14 protein-coding genes are annotated in these 16,614 nt (G+C 71.9%); all 14 read left to right on the top strand.

The window, feature by feature from the left end; all coding sequences use genetic code 11:
- The first annotated feature begins 59 nt into the window (after positions 1-59).
- The 14 genes from ACQEUX_RS20195 (at position 60) to ACQEUX_RS20130 (ending at position 16,556) form a co-directional block, all read left to right on the top strand.
- Complete coding sequence (locus ACQEUX_RS20195) at positions 60-1,082, top strand: YihY/virulence factor BrkB family protein (RefSeq protein ID WP_433050540.1); 1,023 nt, start codon at positions 60-62, stop codon at positions 1,080-1,082.
- Positions 1,083-1,343: 261 nt separating this feature from the next.
- Positions 1,344-2,522 carry an ROK family protein gene (locus ACQEUX_RS20190; protein ID WP_433050537.1) on the top strand — a complete coding sequence of 393 codons (1,179 nt, stop codon included), beginning with the start codon at positions 1,344-1,346 and terminating at the stop codon, positions 2,520-2,522.
- Between the two features lie 133 nt (positions 2,523-2,655).
- Positions 2,656-4,164 carry a sugar ABC transporter ATP-binding protein gene (locus ACQEUX_RS20185; RefSeq protein ID WP_433056988.1) on the top strand — a complete coding sequence of 503 codons (1,509 nt, stop codon included), beginning with the start codon at positions 2,656-2,658 and terminating at the stop codon, positions 4,162-4,164.
- Complete coding sequence (locus ACQEUX_RS20180; protein WP_433050534.1) at positions 4,161-5,288, top strand: ABC transporter permease; 1,128 nt, start codon at positions 4,161-4,163, stop codon at positions 5,286-5,288. Before ACQEUX_RS20185 ends, ACQEUX_RS20180 begins: the two co-directional genes overlap by 4 nt.
- A 97-nt stretch (positions 5,289-5,385) precedes the next feature.
- Positions 5,386-6,438, top strand: coding sequence for a substrate-binding domain-containing protein (locus ACQEUX_RS20175; protein WP_433050531.1), 1,053 nt, complete (start codon positions 5,386-5,388; stop codon positions 6,436-6,438).
- 53 nt (positions 6,439-6,491) lie between these two features.
- Positions 6,492-7,685, top strand: coding sequence for a Gfo/Idh/MocA family protein (locus ACQEUX_RS20170; RefSeq protein ID WP_433056986.1), 1,194 nt, complete (start codon positions 6,492-6,494; stop codon positions 7,683-7,685).
- A gap of 625 nt (positions 7,686-8,310) precedes the next feature.
- Positions 8,311-9,477, top strand: coding sequence for an inositol-3-phosphate synthase (locus ACQEUX_RS20165; RefSeq protein WP_433050528.1), 1,167 nt, complete (start codon positions 8,311-8,313; stop codon positions 9,475-9,477).
- Positions 9,461-10,363, top strand: coding sequence for an SCO3242 family prenyltransferase (locus ACQEUX_RS20160; protein ID WP_433050525.1), 903 nt, complete (start codon positions 9,461-9,463; stop codon positions 10,361-10,363). The genes ACQEUX_RS20165 and ACQEUX_RS20160 overlap by 17 nt, the downstream gene beginning before the upstream one ends.
- Positions 10,360-11,352, top strand: a complete 993-nt coding sequence (locus ACQEUX_RS20155; RefSeq protein ID WP_433050522.1) for a sugar phosphate isomerase/epimerase family protein — start codon at positions 10,360-10,362, stop codon at positions 11,350-11,352. Before ACQEUX_RS20160 ends, ACQEUX_RS20155 begins: the two co-directional genes overlap by 4 nt.
- 59 nt (positions 11,353-11,411) lie before the next feature.
- Positions 11,412-12,020, top strand: coding sequence for an EboA domain-containing protein (locus ACQEUX_RS20150; protein ID WP_433050519.1), 609 nt, complete (start codon positions 11,412-11,414; stop codon positions 12,018-12,020).
- The gene (locus ACQEUX_RS20145) at positions 12,021-12,875 is read left to right on the top strand and encodes a TatD family hydrolase (RefSeq protein WP_433050516.1); all 855 of its coding nucleotides are present in this window, start codon (positions 12,021-12,023) and stop codon (positions 12,873-12,875) included.
- Complete coding sequence (gene eboE / locus ACQEUX_RS20140) at positions 12,875-14,074, top strand: metabolite traffic protein EboE (RefSeq protein ID WP_433050513.1); 1,200 nt, start codon at positions 12,875-12,877, stop codon at positions 14,072-14,074. The genes ACQEUX_RS20145 and eboE overlap by 1 nt, the downstream gene beginning before the upstream one ends.
- On the top strand, positions 14,071-15,492 hold the full coding sequence (locus ACQEUX_RS20135) for an alkaline phosphatase family protein (protein WP_433050510.1): 1,422 nt from the start codon (positions 14,071-14,073) through the stop codon (positions 15,490-15,492). The genes eboE and ACQEUX_RS20135 overlap by 4 nt, the downstream gene beginning before the upstream one ends.
- Positions 15,489-16,556, top strand: coding sequence for a polyprenyl synthetase family protein (locus ACQEUX_RS20130; protein ID WP_433050507.1), 1,068 nt, complete (start codon positions 15,489-15,491; stop codon positions 16,554-16,556). The genes ACQEUX_RS20135 and ACQEUX_RS20130 overlap by 4 nt, the downstream gene beginning before the upstream one ends.
- The last annotated feature ends 58 nt before the right edge of the window (positions 16,557-16,614 follow it).

The raw sequence follows: 16,614 nt of genomic DNA, 5'->3' as shown, positions 1-16,614 counted from the left end.
TACCGGCGGGCGTCCACGGGGCATGTCGGGGGCGACACAGCCGATGAGGAGGAGGGGCGATGGCCTCGGACGAGTCTTCCGCCCACCGGGGCGAGCGTGATCCCGCCAGCGCGCCGGTCGGGCCCGACGCGGGGCCGGACAGCCCCACCGATCTGCCCGGCAGCGGCTGGAAGGCAGCGCTGCGCCGGACGATCAGCGAATTCCGGGACGACAGCCTGATCGACTGGGCGGCGGCGCTGACCTACTACGGAGTGCTGTCCATCTTCCCCGGCCTGCTGGTGTTGATCTCCCTCCTTGGCCTGCTGGGCGAGAGCGCCACCCAGGGCGTCCGGGACACCGTCGACCAGGCGGTGCCGGAGGGGAACATCCAAAAGATCATCACTGACGCGATCGACACCGCGCAGCAGAACGACGGCCTGGCCAGCCTGGCGGCGATCATCGGTCTGGTGGCCGCGTTCTGGTCCGCGTCCGGTTACATCGGGGCGTTCATGCGCGCCTCGAACACGATCTACGACGTGCCGGAGGGGCGGCCGGTCTGGAAGACGCTGCCGATCCGGCTGGGCGTGACCGCGGTGATCGGGGTGCTGCTGCTGGCCAGCGCGGTGATCGTGGTCTTCACCGGCCGCCTCGCCGAGTTGGTCGGCGACGCGATCGGCCTCGGTTCGACGGCCGTCGCGGTGTGGGACGTCGCCAAGTGGCCGGTGCTACTGATAATGGTCAGCCTGATGTTCGCGATCCTCTACTGGGCCTCGCCGAACGCCCGGCACGGCGGTTTCCGCTGGGTCAGCCCCGGCGGCGTGCTGGCCGTGGTGATCTGGCTGGTGATCTCGGGTCTGTTCGCCCTCTACGTGAGCAACTTCGGCGCGTACAACAAGACGTACGGGGCGTTGGCCGGCGTGATCATCTTTTTGGTGTGGCTCTGGTTGAGCAACATCGCGATCCTGCTGGGTGCCGAGTTCGACGCGGAGCTGGAGCGCGGCCGGGCCATCTCGGCCGGCCACCCGGTCGACGACGAGCCGTACGTCGAGCTGCGCGACGACCGCAAGCTCCGGAAGAAGCGGAACTCCGCAGGCCGCCGCTGACGGACCCGCACCATCCGCCCCGCCACGGGAGACCAGCTGGCGGGGCGGTTCCATGTTCGTCGATGGCACTCGGGGCGAGCGGACGCGGGCGGCCCGTGATCCTTTTCTTGATCGACTAGTAGCTTTTGTTCTTTCGGACAAAAGTTGGTCTCAGAACGGTTGAAGCTCTGGACACGCGGTGCGGAACGCTCCTACTGTGTCGGACACAACACATCGCCATTGCGTCGATGTGAACGAGGCCAATGAAGAGGTGACTCCCCGGTGCGGACCGTCGACCCCCTGCACGTTCGACTGTTGCGGTTGCTCCGCGACGAGGGGGCCGTGTCCCGGGCCGAGTTGGGCGACCGACTCCAGATGCCGCGGCCACGCCTGTTGGCCGAGCTGGATCGGCTGGTCGCGCTGGGTTACGTCGCCGAGGCCGGGCTCGCCGCCTCCCGGGGTGGGCGTCGCTCCACGCTGGTCGAGCTGAACCCGAAGCTGCGCTTCGCCGCCGTCGACCTGGGTGCCAGCTCGATGGACGTCGAGGTCGTCAACGGTCGTCTCGAACCGGTGGCCCACTACGCCGAGTCCGCCGACATCCGCAACGGGCCGAAGGTGACCCTGCAACGGGTCAACGAGCTGCTGCACAAGGCCCGCGTCGACGGCGCGTACGAGCGGTTGGACGCCGTGGGCATCGGCGTACCGGGGCCGGTCAGCTTCCGCGACGGTGTGCCGGTCTCGCCCCCGATCATGCCCGGCTGGGACCGGTTCCCGGTGCGCGAGCTGCTCAGCCGGGAGCACGGCTGCCCGGCGGTGGTCGACAACGACGTCAACATCATGGCGATCGGCGAGCGGCACGGCGGGGTCGCTCACTCGGTGGACGACTTCCTCTTCATCAAGATCGGCACCGGCATCGGGTGCGGCATCTACCTCACCGGCGAGGTCTACCGGGGCACCGACGGCTGCGCTGGCGACATCGGCCACATCCAGGTCGACTCGCACGGGCCGATGTGTTCCTGCGGCAACGTCGGCTGCCTGGAGGCGCTGTTCAGCGGCGCCGCGCTGGCCAAGGAAGCCACCGCCGCCGCGCGCAGCGGGGTGTCGCCGGCGCTGACCGAGCGGATGGCCCTGCGGGGTGTGGTGACCGCACTGGACGTCGCCGAGGGCGCCGTCGAGGGGGACGTGACCTGCATCCAGCTGATCCGCGACGGCGGACGGCGGGTCGGCGGGGTGCTCGCCGGCCTGGTCAGTTTCACCAACCCGTCGATGATCGTGATCGGCGGCGGGCTGGCCCAGCTCGGGCACATCCTGCTCGCCGAGATTCGCAGCGTGGTCTACCGCCGGTCGCTGCCGCTGGCCACCGGCAACCTGCCCGTCGTGCTGTCCGAGCTCGGCGGCCGTGCCGGTGTCACCGGCGCAGCCGTGCTCGCCAGTGACGTCGCCTTCGGGGAGGCCTCATGAGGTTGACCGAGATCCCGTCGTGAGCGAGGAGGAGACTGTGGCTCTGCCCGAGGATGACCCCGCCACCGCGTCGGCCGAGGCCGTCGCCGAGGCGCCGCTGGTCGAGGCTCCCGCCGACACCGTCGTGGGCGAGGTGGTCCTGCGCCTCACCGATCTGGTCAAGACGTTCCCCGGGGTACGCGCGCTGGACGGCGTGCAGCTGGAGGTGCGTGCCGGCGAGGTGCACTGCCTGCTCGGGCAGAACGGTGCCGGCAAGTCCACCCTGATCAAGGTGCTCTCCGGGGTGCACCAACCGGATTCCGGGCAGGTGGAGTGGCGCGGCGAGCCGGCCAGCTTCGCCAACCCGCAGGCCGCCATGAAGGCCGGCATCGCCACCATCTACCAGGAGCTCGACCTCGTCGAGGATCTGTCGGTGGCGGAGAACGCCTTCCTCGGCCACGAGCACCGCAGTTTCGGGTTCGTCCGGCGCGGCACGATGGCCCGGCACACCCGGCAGATCCTCAGCCGGCTCGGCCACGGTGAGATCCCGCCCGGGCGGATGGTCCGGTCGCTGCCGGCCGCCGGTAAGCAGATCGTCAGCATGGCCCGGGCGCTGTCGCACGAGGCTCGACTGATCATCATGGACGAGCCGAGCGCGGTGTTGGCCCACGACGAGGTCGGCAACCTGTTCCGGATTATCCGGGAGCTCACCGCGCAGGGCATCGCCGTCATCTACATCTCCCACCGCCTGGAGGAGATCCGCGAGATCGGCGACCGGGTCACCGTACTCAAGGACGGCCGGACCACGGCGGCGAACCTGCCGGCGCGCGAAACCCCGACCCGCGACCTGGTCAGCCGGATGACCGGCCGCACCATCGAGTACGTCTTCCCGGACCGGCCGACCGACGACTCCGTCGGAGCCGATCTGCTCCAGGTGAAGGGGCTGACCCGCACCGGCGAGTTCGCCGACGTTTCGCTGAACGTGCGGGCTGGGGAGATCGTCGGCATCGCCGGTCTGGTCGGGTCCGGCCGCTCCGAGCTGCTGGAGACCATCTACGGCGCCCGTCTCGCGGAGGCCGGCTCGGTCCGGATGGACGGTCGGGTGTTGCGTCCCGGCGTCGGCGCGGCGGTGCGGGCCGGTATGGGGATGGCTCCGGAGGAACGCAAGAGTCAGGCGCTGCTGCTCGGTGAGCCGATCTACCGCAACGTCACGCTGGCCACCTTCAGCCGGTACGCGCGGCTCGGCTTCACCGACGCGGCCAAGGAACGGGCCGAGGCGGATCGGATCGCCGAGAGCCTGGAGCTGCGGCCCCGGGACGTCAATCGGCCGGTACGCACGCTCTCCGGCGGCAACCAGCAGAAGGTGGTGGTCGGGCGGTGGCTGCTCGGCGGCACCAAGTTGCTGCTGCTCGACGAGCCCACCAGGGGCGTGGACGTGGGTGCCCGGGCTGAGTTGTACCAGGTCATCCGGTCGTTGGCCGCCCAGGGCGTCGGAGTGCTGCTGGTCTCCAGCGAGGTGCCCGAGGTGCTTGGCCTGGCCGACCGGGTGTTGGTGATGCGGGAAGGGCGGGTCGTCCGCGAGGCCGCGGCCGGCGAACTCGACGAGAACACTGTGCTCGACCTCGTGATGGCGGGGTCCTTGATGGAAGGCGCACCGGCATGAGCGACGCGACTCCCACTCCCACCGCGACACCGGAGCGCCCGCAGCTTCCGGCGCAGTCGCCGCCGGTGGACCCGGCGGAGACGGCGGTGGCCACCGACAAAGCAGCGGGCGCAGGTCGGCTCTCCTGGTGGCGAGGTGACGGCGGCGACGGAGCGAAGCGCAACCTCGGCCTGATCGGTGTGCTGGCCACGCTCATCGTGGTCGGCGCCATCACCAAGCCGGACCTCTACGGCGACCCGAACTGGGTCTGGAACAACGTGCTGGCGATCCTGCAACTCGCCTCGGTCGTCGGCGTGGTCACGGTCGGCATGACCTTTGTGATCATCGGCGGCGGGATCGACCTGTCGGTCGGGGCGATCGTCGCGCTGGCCGGTGTCTGGTGCACCACGGTGGCCACCCAGAGCTACGGCGCCGGCGGCATGATCTTCACGGCTCTCGTGGTCGGCATCTGCGTCGGCCTGGTCAACGGCGTGCTCATCTCGTACGGCAGGTTGGTGCCGTTCATCGCGACCCTCGCGATGCTGGTGGCCGCGCGCGGCCTCGCGGCGTCGATCTCCAACAAGCAGACCCAGGTGTCGAGCAGCACCTTCATCAACGACATCGCCGCCCGCAAGGTGCTGGGGATCCCGATCCTCGTCTACATCCTCGGCGCGGTGGTGGTGGCCGGATGGATCCTGCTCAACCGGACGACCTTCGGCCGGCGGACCATCGCCGTCGGCGGCAACCCGGAGGCGGCGCGTCTGGCCGGTATCAACGTCCGCCGGCACACCATGCTGCTCTACGCGCTCTCCGGTCTCTGCTGCGGCATCGCCGCCATCATGCTCACCTCGCAGGCCACCTCGGCGCAGGCGGCGATGGCCAACCTGTACGAGCTGGACGCGATCGCCGCCGCGATCATCGGCGGGACGCTGCTCAGCGGTGGGCGGGGCACGATCGTCGGCTCGCTGCTCGGCGTCATCATCTTCGCCACGATCACGAACCTCTTCGCCATCAACGGCCTCTCCATCGAGGCACAGAACATGGTCAAGGGCGGCATTATCGTCGCCGCCGTCCTGGTCCAGCAGTTCCAGTACAAGTCCGTCACTCGGCTCCTCGCGCGGAACAGGGTCACCACCGCAACCTGACGCACCGCACCGTTGTCCCTGGCGACGTCGAGATCTTCGACAGTGGCCGGACCTCGCACACCCTCACCCATAAAAACCCGCTCCCAGGAGGTCGTTCATGACCCAGCACAGTCGCGACCTGTCGCGCCGCCGGTTGCTCTTCGGTGGAGCCGCAGTCGGCGCCGCCACCCTGCTGACCGCCTGCACCAGCAACGAGACCCCGGCTGCCAGCACCCAGACCAAGGCCGCCGGAGGCGGCGAAGGCAACAACGCTCCGGGCAAGAAGGTCGTCATCGGCTTCTCCGCCCCGGCGGCCGACCACGGCTGGATGGGCGCGATCCACGCCAACGCCAAGGCCCAGGCCGCGGCCTACTCCGACGTGGAGTTCAAGGAGGTCGACGGCGGGTCGAACTCCGAGGCCCAGCGCTCCACGCTCGGCACGCTGATCGCCCAGAAGCCGGACATCATCGTCGTGCTGCCGCACGACGGCAAGGAGGTCAACGCCGTTGCCCTCCAGGCGATGCAGGCGGGCATCCCGATCGTGAACCTCGACCGGGCCTTCCCCGACGCGCTGGCCTCGCGGCTGGTCATCAAGGGCGACAACTACGGCATGGGTGTCTCGGCCGGGCACTTCATCGGCAAGCAGCTCAAGGACAAGGGCGTCAGCAACCCGGTGATCGGTGAGATCGCCGGTCTGGAGATCCCGCTGACCGTCGAGCGCAGCGCCGGCTTCGCGGCGGCCCTGGCCACCTACGGCTTCAAGGTGAGCAACCGCCGCTCGGCCGAGTTCACCTCGGACAGCGGCCAGCGCGAGGCGGCCCAGCTGCTCCAGGCGCTGCGGAAGATCGACGCGATCTGGAACCACGACGACGACCAGGGCATCGGTGTGCTCGCCGCCATCAAGCAGGCCAACCGGTCCGAGTTCTTCATGGTCGGCGGTGCCGGCTCGAAGCTCGCGATCGACGCGATCAAGGCCGACAACACCGTGCTGAAGGCGACGGTCACCTACAACCCGTCGATGGCCTCGTCGGCGGTCTCGCTGGCGCGGCTCATCGCGCAGGGTCGGGGCCTGGGCGACCTGACGGAGCTGCAGGTTCCGAAGGAAGTGACCCTGGCCTCGGAGACGATCACCAAGGAGAACGCGAGCAGCTACGACAAGCTCGGGTTCTGACATACGGGGGGAGACCCACCTTGTCCACGACAGACAAAGAACTGCGGGTCGGCATGGTCGGCTACGCGTTCATGGGCGCCGCGCACTCACAGGCGTGGCGGACCGTGAACCGCGTGTACGACCTGCCGGCGCGGGCCCGGATGGCGTTGATCTGCGGTCGGGACACCGGGAAGGTGGCTGATGCCGCCGACCGGCTCGGCTGGGACGCGTACACCACGGACTGGCGTGACCTGATCAACCGGGACGACATCGACGTGGTCGACATCTGCACCCCGGGCGACAGTCACGCCGAGATCGCCCTCGCCGCGTTGGCCGCCGGCAAGCACGTGCTGTGCGAGAAGCCGTTGGCCAACACGGTGGCGGAGGCACGGGCGATGACCGCTGCGGCGGACGTCGCCCGGGCCGCCGGAGTGCGGTCGATGTGCGGGTTCAACTACCGCCGGGTCCCCGCGGTCACGATGATGCGCCAGATGGTCGCCGACGGACGGCTCGGGGTGATTCGACACGTCCGTGCGACGTACCTGCAGGACTGGATCGTGGACCCGCAGTTCCCGCTGGTGTGGCGGTTGCAGAAGGACAGGGCGGGCTCCGGCGCGCTCGGTGACATCGGTGCGCACATCATCGATCTGACCCAGTTCGTCACCGGCCAGCGGATCAGCGGGGTCAGCGCGGTCACCGAGACCTTCGTTAAGGAGCGGCCGTTGCCGGCCGGGTCGAGCGGGTTGGCGGCCACGTTGGACGGCGTCGGCTCCGTCGACGGCAACGGTGCGGCCACCGGGCCGGTCACCGTCGACGACGCCGCGGTCTTCGTGGCCCGGCTCGACGGTGGCGCCCTGGCCACGTACGAGGCGAGCCGGTTCGCCACCGGGCGTAAGAACGCCCTGCGTGTCGAGATCAACGGCTCGCTGGGCAGCGTGGTCTTCGACCTGGAGCGCCTCAACGAGCTGGAGTTCTACGACGCCACCCGGCCCAGCGTGGAACAGGGTTTCAACCGGATCCTGGTGACCGAGGGCGAGCACCCGTACATGTCGGCGTGGTGGCCTCCGGGCCACATCATCGGCTACGAGCACTCGTTCACGCACGAGATGCGCGACTTCATCGAGGCGGTCGCCACCGGCGTCGACCCGGCTCCCTCCTTCGCCGACGCGTTGCAGGTCCAGTTGGTGCTGGACGCGGTGAGCCGTTCGGCGGAGCTCGGCTCCTCCTGGGCCGAGGTGGAACCGGCGCTGACCGCGGCGGCTGTCTGACCACTGACCATCCGCGATGGCGGTATTCGTGCCGTCATCGCCCAACCGGCTTTCCGGAGCCGACCGGCGAGGGACCGACCGCGGATTGCGCCCCGCGGACGGGACGAGGCCGGCACCGGAGAGCGTGCAGCCGGGCCGTACGGCCCGGTGGCGCACGAGCAGGACGGTCGTCCGGTGCGACCGGACCGGGATTCCCCGGCCGCACCGGAGGACCGCCACCACCCCGGAAATCCGGAGGACCTGATGGAACCGCCCGCCGCTGCCCCCACCCGTACCGCGTTCGCTCGCCGTTCTTCGGCGTGGCGTGCTCCGGTCGGTGATCTGGTGGGCGCGGCGGCCTGAGACGCCCGGTCGGGGCAACGCCAACGCCCCGGCTGGTCGGATGCGGGGGAGGCAGGGTCGAGACGCCGACCCGACCCTGCCTACCAAGCCCCGTCTGCTCGCACCCGCTCCGGGAACCGGTCCGGCGTCGTCGCCGCCGACGCCGACGTCGGAAACCGGGACTTCCCGGAGCGGGGCGGGCGGGCGGGGCCCCCTCCACCCTGGCCGTATCTTTCCGAAGAATATTCTGATATTCCTATATTTAGCGGTACCGACGGTTCCTCCTGAACGGGGAAGGAGCACCATGCGAACGGGTGTCTGGCTGGTTGGAGCGCGCGGTTCCGTCGCGACCACCAGCATCGTCGGAGGGCTCGCGCTGCGGGCCGGCCTGGCCGGGCCGACCGGCTGTGTCACCGAGCTACCCGAGCTTCGTGGTCCCGCTCTGCCGGCCTTCGCCGACCTGGTCTTCGGCGGGCACGACCTGGCCACCACCCCTCTGTACAAGCGCGCCGAGGCGCTGGCCGACGCCGGTGTCGTGCCCTGGCGGCTGGTCGCCGCGCTCCCCGAGGAGCTCGGCGCGGTCGAGCAGGAGCTGCGCCCGGCACCGGTCGGCGCCACCCAGGCCGATCGGGCCGCCTCCGTGGTCCGCGACCTCACCAGCTTCCGCGAGCGGCATGAGCTGGACCGGGTGGTGGTGGTCAACGTCTCCGCTACCGAGCCGGCCCCGCGACCGCACCCCGGGCACGCCGACCCGGCCGCCCTGCGCGCCGCCCTCGCCGGGCCGGACGAGGTGTTGCCGACCAGCTCCCTCTACGGGTATGCGGCACTCCTGGCCGGCTGCCCGTACGTCGACTTCACCCCGTCCACCGGGCTGCGGCTGCCGGCGCTGGCCGCGCTGGCCGAGGAGGCCCGGCTGCCCTACGCCGGCCACGACGGCAAGACCGGGGAGACCCTGGTCAAGTCGGTGCTCGCGCCGATGTTCGCGATGCGCAACCTGGCCGTGCGCTCCTGGTCCGGGGTCAACCTGCTCGGCGGTGGCGACGGCGCCACCCTCGCCGACCCGGCCGCCAACGCGGCGAAGGTGCAGAGCAAGCAGCGCGTGCTCGGCGAGACGCTGGGCTATGTCCCGCAGGGCGGCACCCGCATCGAGTACGTCGAGGAGCTGGGCGACTTCAAGACCGCCTGGGATCTGATCACCTTCGCCGGTTTCCTCGGCACCGGCATGCGGATGGAGTTCACCTGGCACGGTTGCGACTCGGCGCTGGCCGCGCCGCTGGTGCTCGACCTGGCCCGGCTCACCGCGGCCGCGCACGCCGCCGGGCATGTGGGCCCACTGGCCGAGCTGGGCTTCTTCTTCAAGGACCCGCTCGGCACGCCAACCCACTCGCTGGGCGAGCAGTGGGCCCAGCTGACCGACTTCACCCGACAACTGCATGCCGGCCGGGACGGTGCCCATGGCCACGCTGGCTGACCTCGCCGAGCTGGTCCGGGCGCCGGCCGCGCTCTCGGTGCCCGGTGACGTGATCGCCGGAGCGGCGGCGGCCGGCACGTTGAGCCCACGTACGCCCGCCCTGGCCGGCGCCTCGGTGCTGCTCTACTGGGCCGGCATGGCCGCCAACGACTGGGCCGACCGTCGCCTGGACGCCGAGGAGCGGCCCGAGCGGCCGATCCCCAGCGGGCGGGTGACCCCGGCCGCCGCGGTCGGCCTCGCAGCCGGCCTCACGGCCGCCGGCGTGGGCCTGGCCGCCGCCGTGGGCGGTCGCCGTGCCGCCGTGCTCGCGGTGCCGCTGGCCGCCACCATCTGGGGGTACGACCTGCTGGCCAAGAACACCGCCGCCGGGCCGGCCGTGATGGCCGCCTGCCGAGGGCTGGACGTGCTGCTCGGCGCGTCCGGCGGTCGGTTGACCCGGGCGTTACCGGCGGCGGCGACCGTCGCCGCGCACACCTGGACGGTCACCGCGCTGTCCCGCCGGGAGGTCAGCGGCGCCGATGCCACGCTGCCGATGCGCACGCTGGCCGGCACCGCCCTGGTCGCCGCCAGTGCCGCCGTCGCGGCGCCCCGGCGCGCCGACCCGGCCAGTGGGGGTGCGGTCCCGGCGCGCTGGGCCCGTCCCGCCGCGGCGTTGCCCGCCCTGCTGGCCGGCTGGTACGCCGCCCGCTATGGCGCGGCCCAGGCCGAGGTTGTCCGGGACCCGTCGGCCGGGAGGGTTCGCGCCGCGGTCGGCGCCGGGATCACCGGGCTGCCCGCCCTGCAGGGGGCGCTCACCGCCCGTGGCGGGGCCGGCCTGCTCGGGTTGGCCGTCGCGGCTGCCGCGCCGCTGGGTCGGCGGCTGGCCCGGAAGGTCTCCCCGACATGACCGCTCCGCACCCCCGACCCGCTCCGCCGGCCGCCGACGCCACGACGCTGCGCCTCGGGTACGGCACCAACGGCTTCGCCAACCACCGTCTCGACGACGCGCTCGCCGTACTCGCCGATCTCGGCTACGACGGGGTGGCGCTCACCCTGGACCACGACCATCTGGACCCGTTCGCGCCCGGGCTCACGCGGCGCGTCGCCGCCGTCGGCCGACGGTTGAACGCGCTGGGTCTGACGGTGGTGATCGAGACCGGGGCCCGTTACCTGCTCGACCCGTGGCACAAGCACGCACCGACGCTGTTGCACGACGACCCGACCAGACGGATCGAGTTCCTGCGCCGGGCCGTCCGGATCGGCGCCGACCTGGGCGCGGAGGCGGTCTCCTTCTGGGCCGGTGTCCGGCCCGAGGCGGTGTCACCGCAGTGCGCCTGGGACCGGCTGGTGGCCGGCTGCGCCAGCGTGGTCGACGCGGCCGACACCGCCGGTGTCACCCTCGGCTTCGAGCCGGAGCCGGGGATGCTGGTGCAGGACATCGCCGACTGGCGTCGGCTGCGGGCCGCCCTCGGTGACCCGGCTCGCTTCGGCATCACCCTCGACATCGGGCACTGCCGCTGCCTTGAGCCGTGGCCGGTGCCGCAGTGCGTCGCCGAGGTGGCCGGGCACCTGGTCAACGTGCAGATCGACGACATGCGCCGGGGCGTGCACGAGCACCTGGAATTCGGCGACGGCGAGATCGACTTCCCGCCGGTGCTGACGGCCCTGGCGGACGCCGGCTACCACGGGCTGGTCGCCGTGGAGTTGCCCCGGGACTCGCACGCCGCGCCCGCCGTGGCCGCCCGGTCGATCGAGTTCCTGCGCGCCGCCGCCGCGACCGCGGCGGCCGGTCCGCGGACCACCGAGGACGAGGTGCCCCCGGGCGCCCTTTGCTCTGCTTCAACGGACGCACCAGCGCCCGTCCGATTTGCGGACAGTGGCCGTCGCGTGGAGTGAAGCAGAGCAGAGGGTCGCGCCTGGGGTGCCTGCGGAGCAGCACAAGGGGAGGAGACGGGATGACACCGGATTCACTACGGGCCGCGCTGCGGGGCGTACCTGATCCCGATTGGCTGGACACGGCGCTGAGCCGGGTCGCGGCCGAACCCACCGCGATCACCCGGCTCTTTCCCGCCGCCGGCCGGCGCTGCGGCCGGGCCGCGTTGCCCGACGCCCCCGGCTGGACCGCCGACGACGCGGCCCGGGTCCTGCTGCTCACCGCCCTGCCCGGCGACCACGCCGCGTACGCCGACAGCCTCTACCAGCACGGTGACGCGTCCGAACGGCGAGCCGTGCTGCGGGCTCTGCCGCTGTTGCCGATCGGGGCCGCCGGGGTGCCGCTGCTGCACGACGCGATCCGGACCAACGACACCCGGTTGGTCGCCGCCGCGCTCGGCCCGTACGCCCGGCACCTCGACCCGGCGGCCTGGCGGCAGGCGGTGCTCAAGTGCGTGTTCAGCGCCGTTCCCCTCGCCGCCGTCGCCGACCTGGACGCCCGGGCCGACGGGGAACTGGCCGCGATGTTGGCCGCACTGGCCGCCGAACGGCACGCGGCCGGCCGGGAGTTGCCCGCCGACGCCACCGACCTGCTCGACCGGCTCACCACCGCACTGCCCCGGGAGGCGTGAATGCGCATCTTCGACCCACACATCCACATGACCTCACGCACCACCGACGACTACGAACGGATGGCCGCCGCCGGAGTTCGCGCCGTGGTGGAGCCGGCGTTCTGGATGGGTCAGCCGCGTACCAGCTCCGCCTCGTTCGTCGACTACTTCGACTCGCTGATCGGGTGGGAGCCGTTCCGGGCCGGTCAGTTCGGGGTGCGACACCACGCCACCGTGGCGCTGAACCCCAAGGAGGCCAACGACCCGCGCTGCCGGCCGGTCCTCGACCTACTGCCCCGCTACCTGGACAAGGACGCGGTGGTGGCGGTCGGTGAGATCGGCTACGACTCGATGACCCCGGAGGAGGACGAGGCGTTCGCCGCGCAACTCGCCCTCGCCGTGGCGCACGACCTGCCGGCGCTGGTGCACACCCCGCACCGGGACAAGGCGCGCGGCGTCGAGCGCACCCTGGCCGTGGTCGCCGAATCGGGTATCGGCCCGGGTCGGGTGGTGGTCGACCACCTCAACGAGGTGACCGTCAAGCTGGTCCGGGACACCGGCTGCTGGCTGGGCTTCTCCATCTACCCGGACACCAAGATGACGCCGTCGCGGATGGTGGAGCTGCTGCGGGAGTACGGAACGGAACGGATGCTGGTGAACTCGGCAGCCGACTGGGGACGCTCGGACCCACTGCTGACCCGGGCCACCGGCGAGGCGATGCTGCTGGCCGGGTTCAGCGACGACGACGTCGACCGGGTGCTGTGGCGCAACCCGGTGGAGTTCTACGGGCAGTCCGGTCGCCTCGACCTGACCGACCTGGACCTCGCCGCCGTGGACCCGCAGACCGGCAACTCGATCCTGCGCGGCGGCAGCTGATGCGGCTGCGGCACGCCGGCGGCGACACCGTCCACCTCGGCTACTGCACCAACGTGCACCCCGCCGAGGAGTTCGCCGGCATCCTCGAACAACTGGACACCTACGCCGTGCCGGTCCGCGAGACGCTCGGCGGCGACCTGCTCGGGCTCGGCCTGTGGCTGGCCGCCCCGGTCGCGGCCGAGCTGGCCGCCGACCCGGCGCTGCGCCGCCGGCTGCGCACCGAGCTGGACGCGCGCGGGCTGGAGGTGGTCACCCTCAACGGCTTCCCGTACGCGGCCTTTCAGGCGCCCGTGGTCAAGCAGGACGTGTACCACCCCGACTGGACCACCGAGCAGCGACTGACGTACACGCTGAACCTGGCCCGGGTGCTTGCCGACCTGCTGCCCGACGACGCCGCCCGGGGCTCGATCTCCACCCTGCCGCTGGCCTGGCGGCAGCCGTGGGACACCGACCGTGCCGACGCGGCCCGGCGCCGGCTGGACCAGCTCGCCGCCGGCCTGGCCGGGGTCCAGCGGGACACTGGCCGCGAGGTGCGGGTCGGCTTCGAACCGGAGCCCGGCTGCGTCGTGGAGAGCACCAGCCAGGCAGCCGCGCTCCTGTCCGGAGTGGACACCGAACGGTTGGGTGTCTGTCTCGACCTGGCCCACCTGGCCTGTGCCTGGGAGGAGCCGGCCGACGCACTGGCACGCCTGCGGGCGGCCGGGCTGCCCGTGGTGAAGGTGCAGGTCTCCGCCGCCGTCGAGGCGGCCGACCCGGAGGGCGGTGCCGACGCGTTGCGCCGCTGGGTGGAGCCACGCTTCCTGCACCAGACCCGGGGCGCCGGTTGTGCCGGCCTGGCCGACCCGGCCGACCCGGCGTACGCGGCCGACGACCTGGACGCGGCACTGGACCAGGCGCTGCCCGGCCCGTGGCGGGTGCACTACCACGTGCCTCTGCACGCCCCACCGGAGGAACCTCTCGGTTCCACCCTCCCGGTGCTGCGCGCCGCGTTGGCGGCGCTCTTCACCGGCCCCACGGCCGGCTGCGACCACCTGGACGTGGAGACGTACACCTGGGGGGTGCTGCCGGCCGCACGGCGGCCCGGCACCGACGCGGAGCTGGCCGTCGGCATCGCCGCCGAGCTGGCCTTCGCCCGTGACGAGCTGGTCGGCCTGGGCCTGACCACGGAACAAACCATGACCGTGGGGGTGACGCGATGAGCCGGCGACTGGTGGTGCTCGACGTGGTCGGGCTGACCCCCCGACTGCTGGCGCACATGCCCCGGCTGCGCGGGGTCGCCGACGGCGGCTTCCGAGCCGAGCTGGGTACGGTGCTGCCCGCGGTGACCTGCTCGGTGCAGTCCACCTTCCTCACCGGCGAGCCGCCGAGCGGGCACGGGATCGTCGGCAACGGGTGGTATTTCCGGGAGCTGGGTGAGGTGCTGCTGTGGCGGCAGCACAACGCGTTGGTCGGCGGGGAGAAGCTCTGGCAGGCGGCCCGTCGGGCCGAGCCCGGCTACACCGTGGCCAACGTCTGCTGGTGGTACGCGATGGGCGCGGACGTCGACTGGACGGTCACCCCACGACCCGTGTACTACGCCGACGGGCGCAAGGAACCGGACTGCTACACCGACCCACCGGAGCTGCACGACGCGCTCACCGGGCGGCTGGGCACCTTCCCGCTGTTCACCTACTGGGGGCCAACGGCCGGGCTGCCCTCATCCCGGTGGATCTGCCAGGCGGCCGAGCAGATCCTGGCCGACGTGTCACCCGACCTGACCCTGGTCTACGTCCCGCACCTGGACTACGACCTGCAACGGTACGGCCCGTCGTCGGCCCAGGCCGCGGCCGCGGCAGCCGAGCTGGACGCGGTGCTCGGGCCGCTGCTGGACGCCGCCCGGGCTCGCGACGCCACCGTGGTGGTGCTGTCCGAGTACGGCATCACCGACGTGTCCCGGCCGGTGGACGTCAACCGCCTGCTGCGCGCCGAGGGGTTGCTGCGGGTGCACACCCAGGCCGGCATGGAATACCTCGACCCGTGGACGTCGAAGGCGTTCGCCGTCGCCGACCACCAGATCGCCCACGTCTACGTACGGGACCCGGCCGACGTGCCGGCGGTGGCGAAGCTCTGCGCCGGGCTGCCCGGGGTGGCCGAGGTGCTCGACGCCGACGGCAAGGCCGCGCACGGGCTGGACCATCCGCGCGCCGGCGAACTGGTGTTGGTGGCCGAGCCGGACGCCTGGTTCACCTACTACTACTGGTTGGACGACGACCGCGCGCCGGACTTCGCCCGGCTCGTGGAAATTCATCGGAAGCCAGGTTATGACCCCGCCGAGCTGTTCTTCGATCCCGCCGCTCCCGGGGCGGCAAAGCGGAGGGCGGGGGTGGCCCTGGCCCGTAAGAAGCTCGGTATGCGCTACCTGATGAGCGCGGTCGGCCTGGACGCCGGTGCGCGGGCGGTGCGGGGCTCACACGGGCGGCTGCCGGACGACCCGGCGGACGGCCCGGTGCTGCTCTGCTCCGACCCGACCGTCGCCCGGGACCGGATCGCGGCCACCGAGGTCAAGGCGCTGCTGTTGGAGCTGGCCGGGCTGAGCACCGGCGGCACGGACGGTGCTGGGCCGGGGGAGGGGTCATGACGCTCACCGTCGCGCCCACCGACACGAGCGGGCTGCGGGCACGCTTCGACGCGGAGCTGGCCGGGTTCCTCGACCGGCAGGGCCCGGACTGGCCGGACGGCGCGCCGCGCGGGGTTTTCACCGCGCTGCAACGGTTCGTGCTGGCCGGTGGGAAACGGTTACGCCCGCTCTTCTGCTACTGGGGCTGGCGCGGGGCGGGGGCCGCCGACGGCACCCCGATCGTGGTGGCCGCGGCGGCCCTGGAGTTGTTCCACGCGTTCGCGCTGATCCACGACGACATCCTGGACGGCAGCGACCGCCGTCGGGGTGAGCCGTCGGTGCACCGGCTCTTCGCCGATCTGCACGCCCGCTCGTCGTGGCGCGGCGACCCGGAGGCGTACGGCCGCAACACCGCGCTGCTCTGCGGGGACCTCTGCGCGGCCTGGTCGGACCAGATGTTCCACGAGTGCGGGCTGAGCACCGAGCAGGTGCACCGGGGGTACGGCGTGTTCGCGCTGATGCGTACCGAGGTGATCGCGGGAGAGTACCTCGACCTGGTGTCGGGTGTGGGTGACGGCTCGGTGGCCAGCGCCCTCACCGTGATCCGGATGAAGGCCGCCCGGTACACGGTCACCCGGCCGTTGCAGATCGGCGCGGCTCTGGCCGGCGCGGGGCCGGAGCTGATCGAGGCGTTGGGCGAGTTCGGTGATCCGTTGGGCGACGCGTTCCAGCTCCGCGACGACGTGCTGGGTGTCTTCGGGGACCCGGCGGTCACCGGCAAGTCGGTCCTGGACGACCTGCGTGAGGGCAAGCCCACGGTGATGATGGCGCTGGCCCGCAGCGCCGCCGATCGGCCGCAGACCACCCGGCTGCGGGAGCTGTTCGGCAACCCGGCGTTGGACGCCGAGGGCGCGGCGGAGCTGCGCGGGATCATCGAGGCGACCGGTGCCCGGGAGCGGATCGAGCAGATGATCCGGGTGCGGACCGAGGCGGCGCTGGCCGCGTTGCAGAGCGCGATGGTGGCCGACGAGGCCCGCTCCGCGCTGGTTGCGCTGGCCGCGCAGGCGATCGACCGCCGCGCCTGACCGGCGACTTTTCGCCAGATCGACAAAAGTTGATGCTGGATCGCCGGAAGGTATGGAC

The organism is Micromonospora sp. CA-259024 (genome assembly GCF_050936255.1).
Taxonomy (GTDB): domain Bacteria; phylum Actinomycetota; class Actinomycetes; order Mycobacteriales; family Micromonosporaceae; genus Micromonospora.
The sequence above is the reverse complement of the archived record's forward strand: the minus strand, read 5'-3'. Positions and strand labels throughout refer to the sequence as shown.

Bases quoted from the DNA above. Each gene is read 5' to 3' on its own strand.
- ACQEUX_RS20195 (WP_433050540.1), top strand. From the start codon at position 60: ATGGCCTCGGACGAGTCTTCCGCCCACCGGGGCGAGCGTGATCCCGCC.
- ACQEUX_RS20180 (WP_433050534.1), top strand. From the start codon at position 4,161: ATGAGCGACGCGACTCCCACTCCCACCGCGACACCGGAGCGCCCGCAG.
- ACQEUX_RS20175 (WP_433050531.1), top strand. From the start codon at position 5,386: ATGACCCAGCACAGTCGCGACCTGTCGCGCCGCCGGTTGCTCTTCGGT.
- ACQEUX_RS20170 (WP_433056986.1), top strand. From the start codon at position 6,492: ATGGTCGGCTACGCGTTCATGGGCGCCGCGCACTCACAGGCGTGGCGG.
- ACQEUX_RS20165 (WP_433050528.1), top strand. From the start codon at position 8,311: ATGCGAACGGGTGTCTGGCTGGTTGGAGCGCGCGGTTCCGTCGCGACC.
- ACQEUX_RS20160 (WP_433050525.1), top strand. From the start codon at position 9,461: ATGGCCACGCTGGCTGACCTCGCCGAGCTGGTCCGGGCGCCGGCCGCG.
- ACQEUX_RS20155 (WP_433050522.1), top strand. From the start codon at position 10,360: ATGACCGCTCCGCACCCCCGACCCGCTCCGCCGGCCGCCGACGCCACG.
- ACQEUX_RS20150 (WP_433050519.1), top strand. From the start codon at position 11,412: ATGACACCGGATTCACTACGGGCCGCGCTGCGGGGCGTACCTGATCCC.
- ACQEUX_RS20145 (WP_433050516.1), top strand. From the start codon at position 12,021: ATGCGCATCTTCGACCCACACATCCACATGACCTCACGCACCACCGAC.
- eboE (WP_433050513.1), top strand. From the start codon at position 12,875: ATGCGGCTGCGGCACGCCGGCGGCGACACCGTCCACCTCGGCTACTGC.
- ACQEUX_RS20135 (WP_433050510.1), top strand. From the start codon at position 14,071: ATGAGCCGGCGACTGGTGGTGCTCGACGTGGTCGGGCTGACCCCCCGA.
- ACQEUX_RS20130 (WP_433050507.1), top strand. From the start codon at position 15,489: ATGACGCTCACCGTCGCGCCCACCGACACGAGCGGGCTGCGGGCACGC.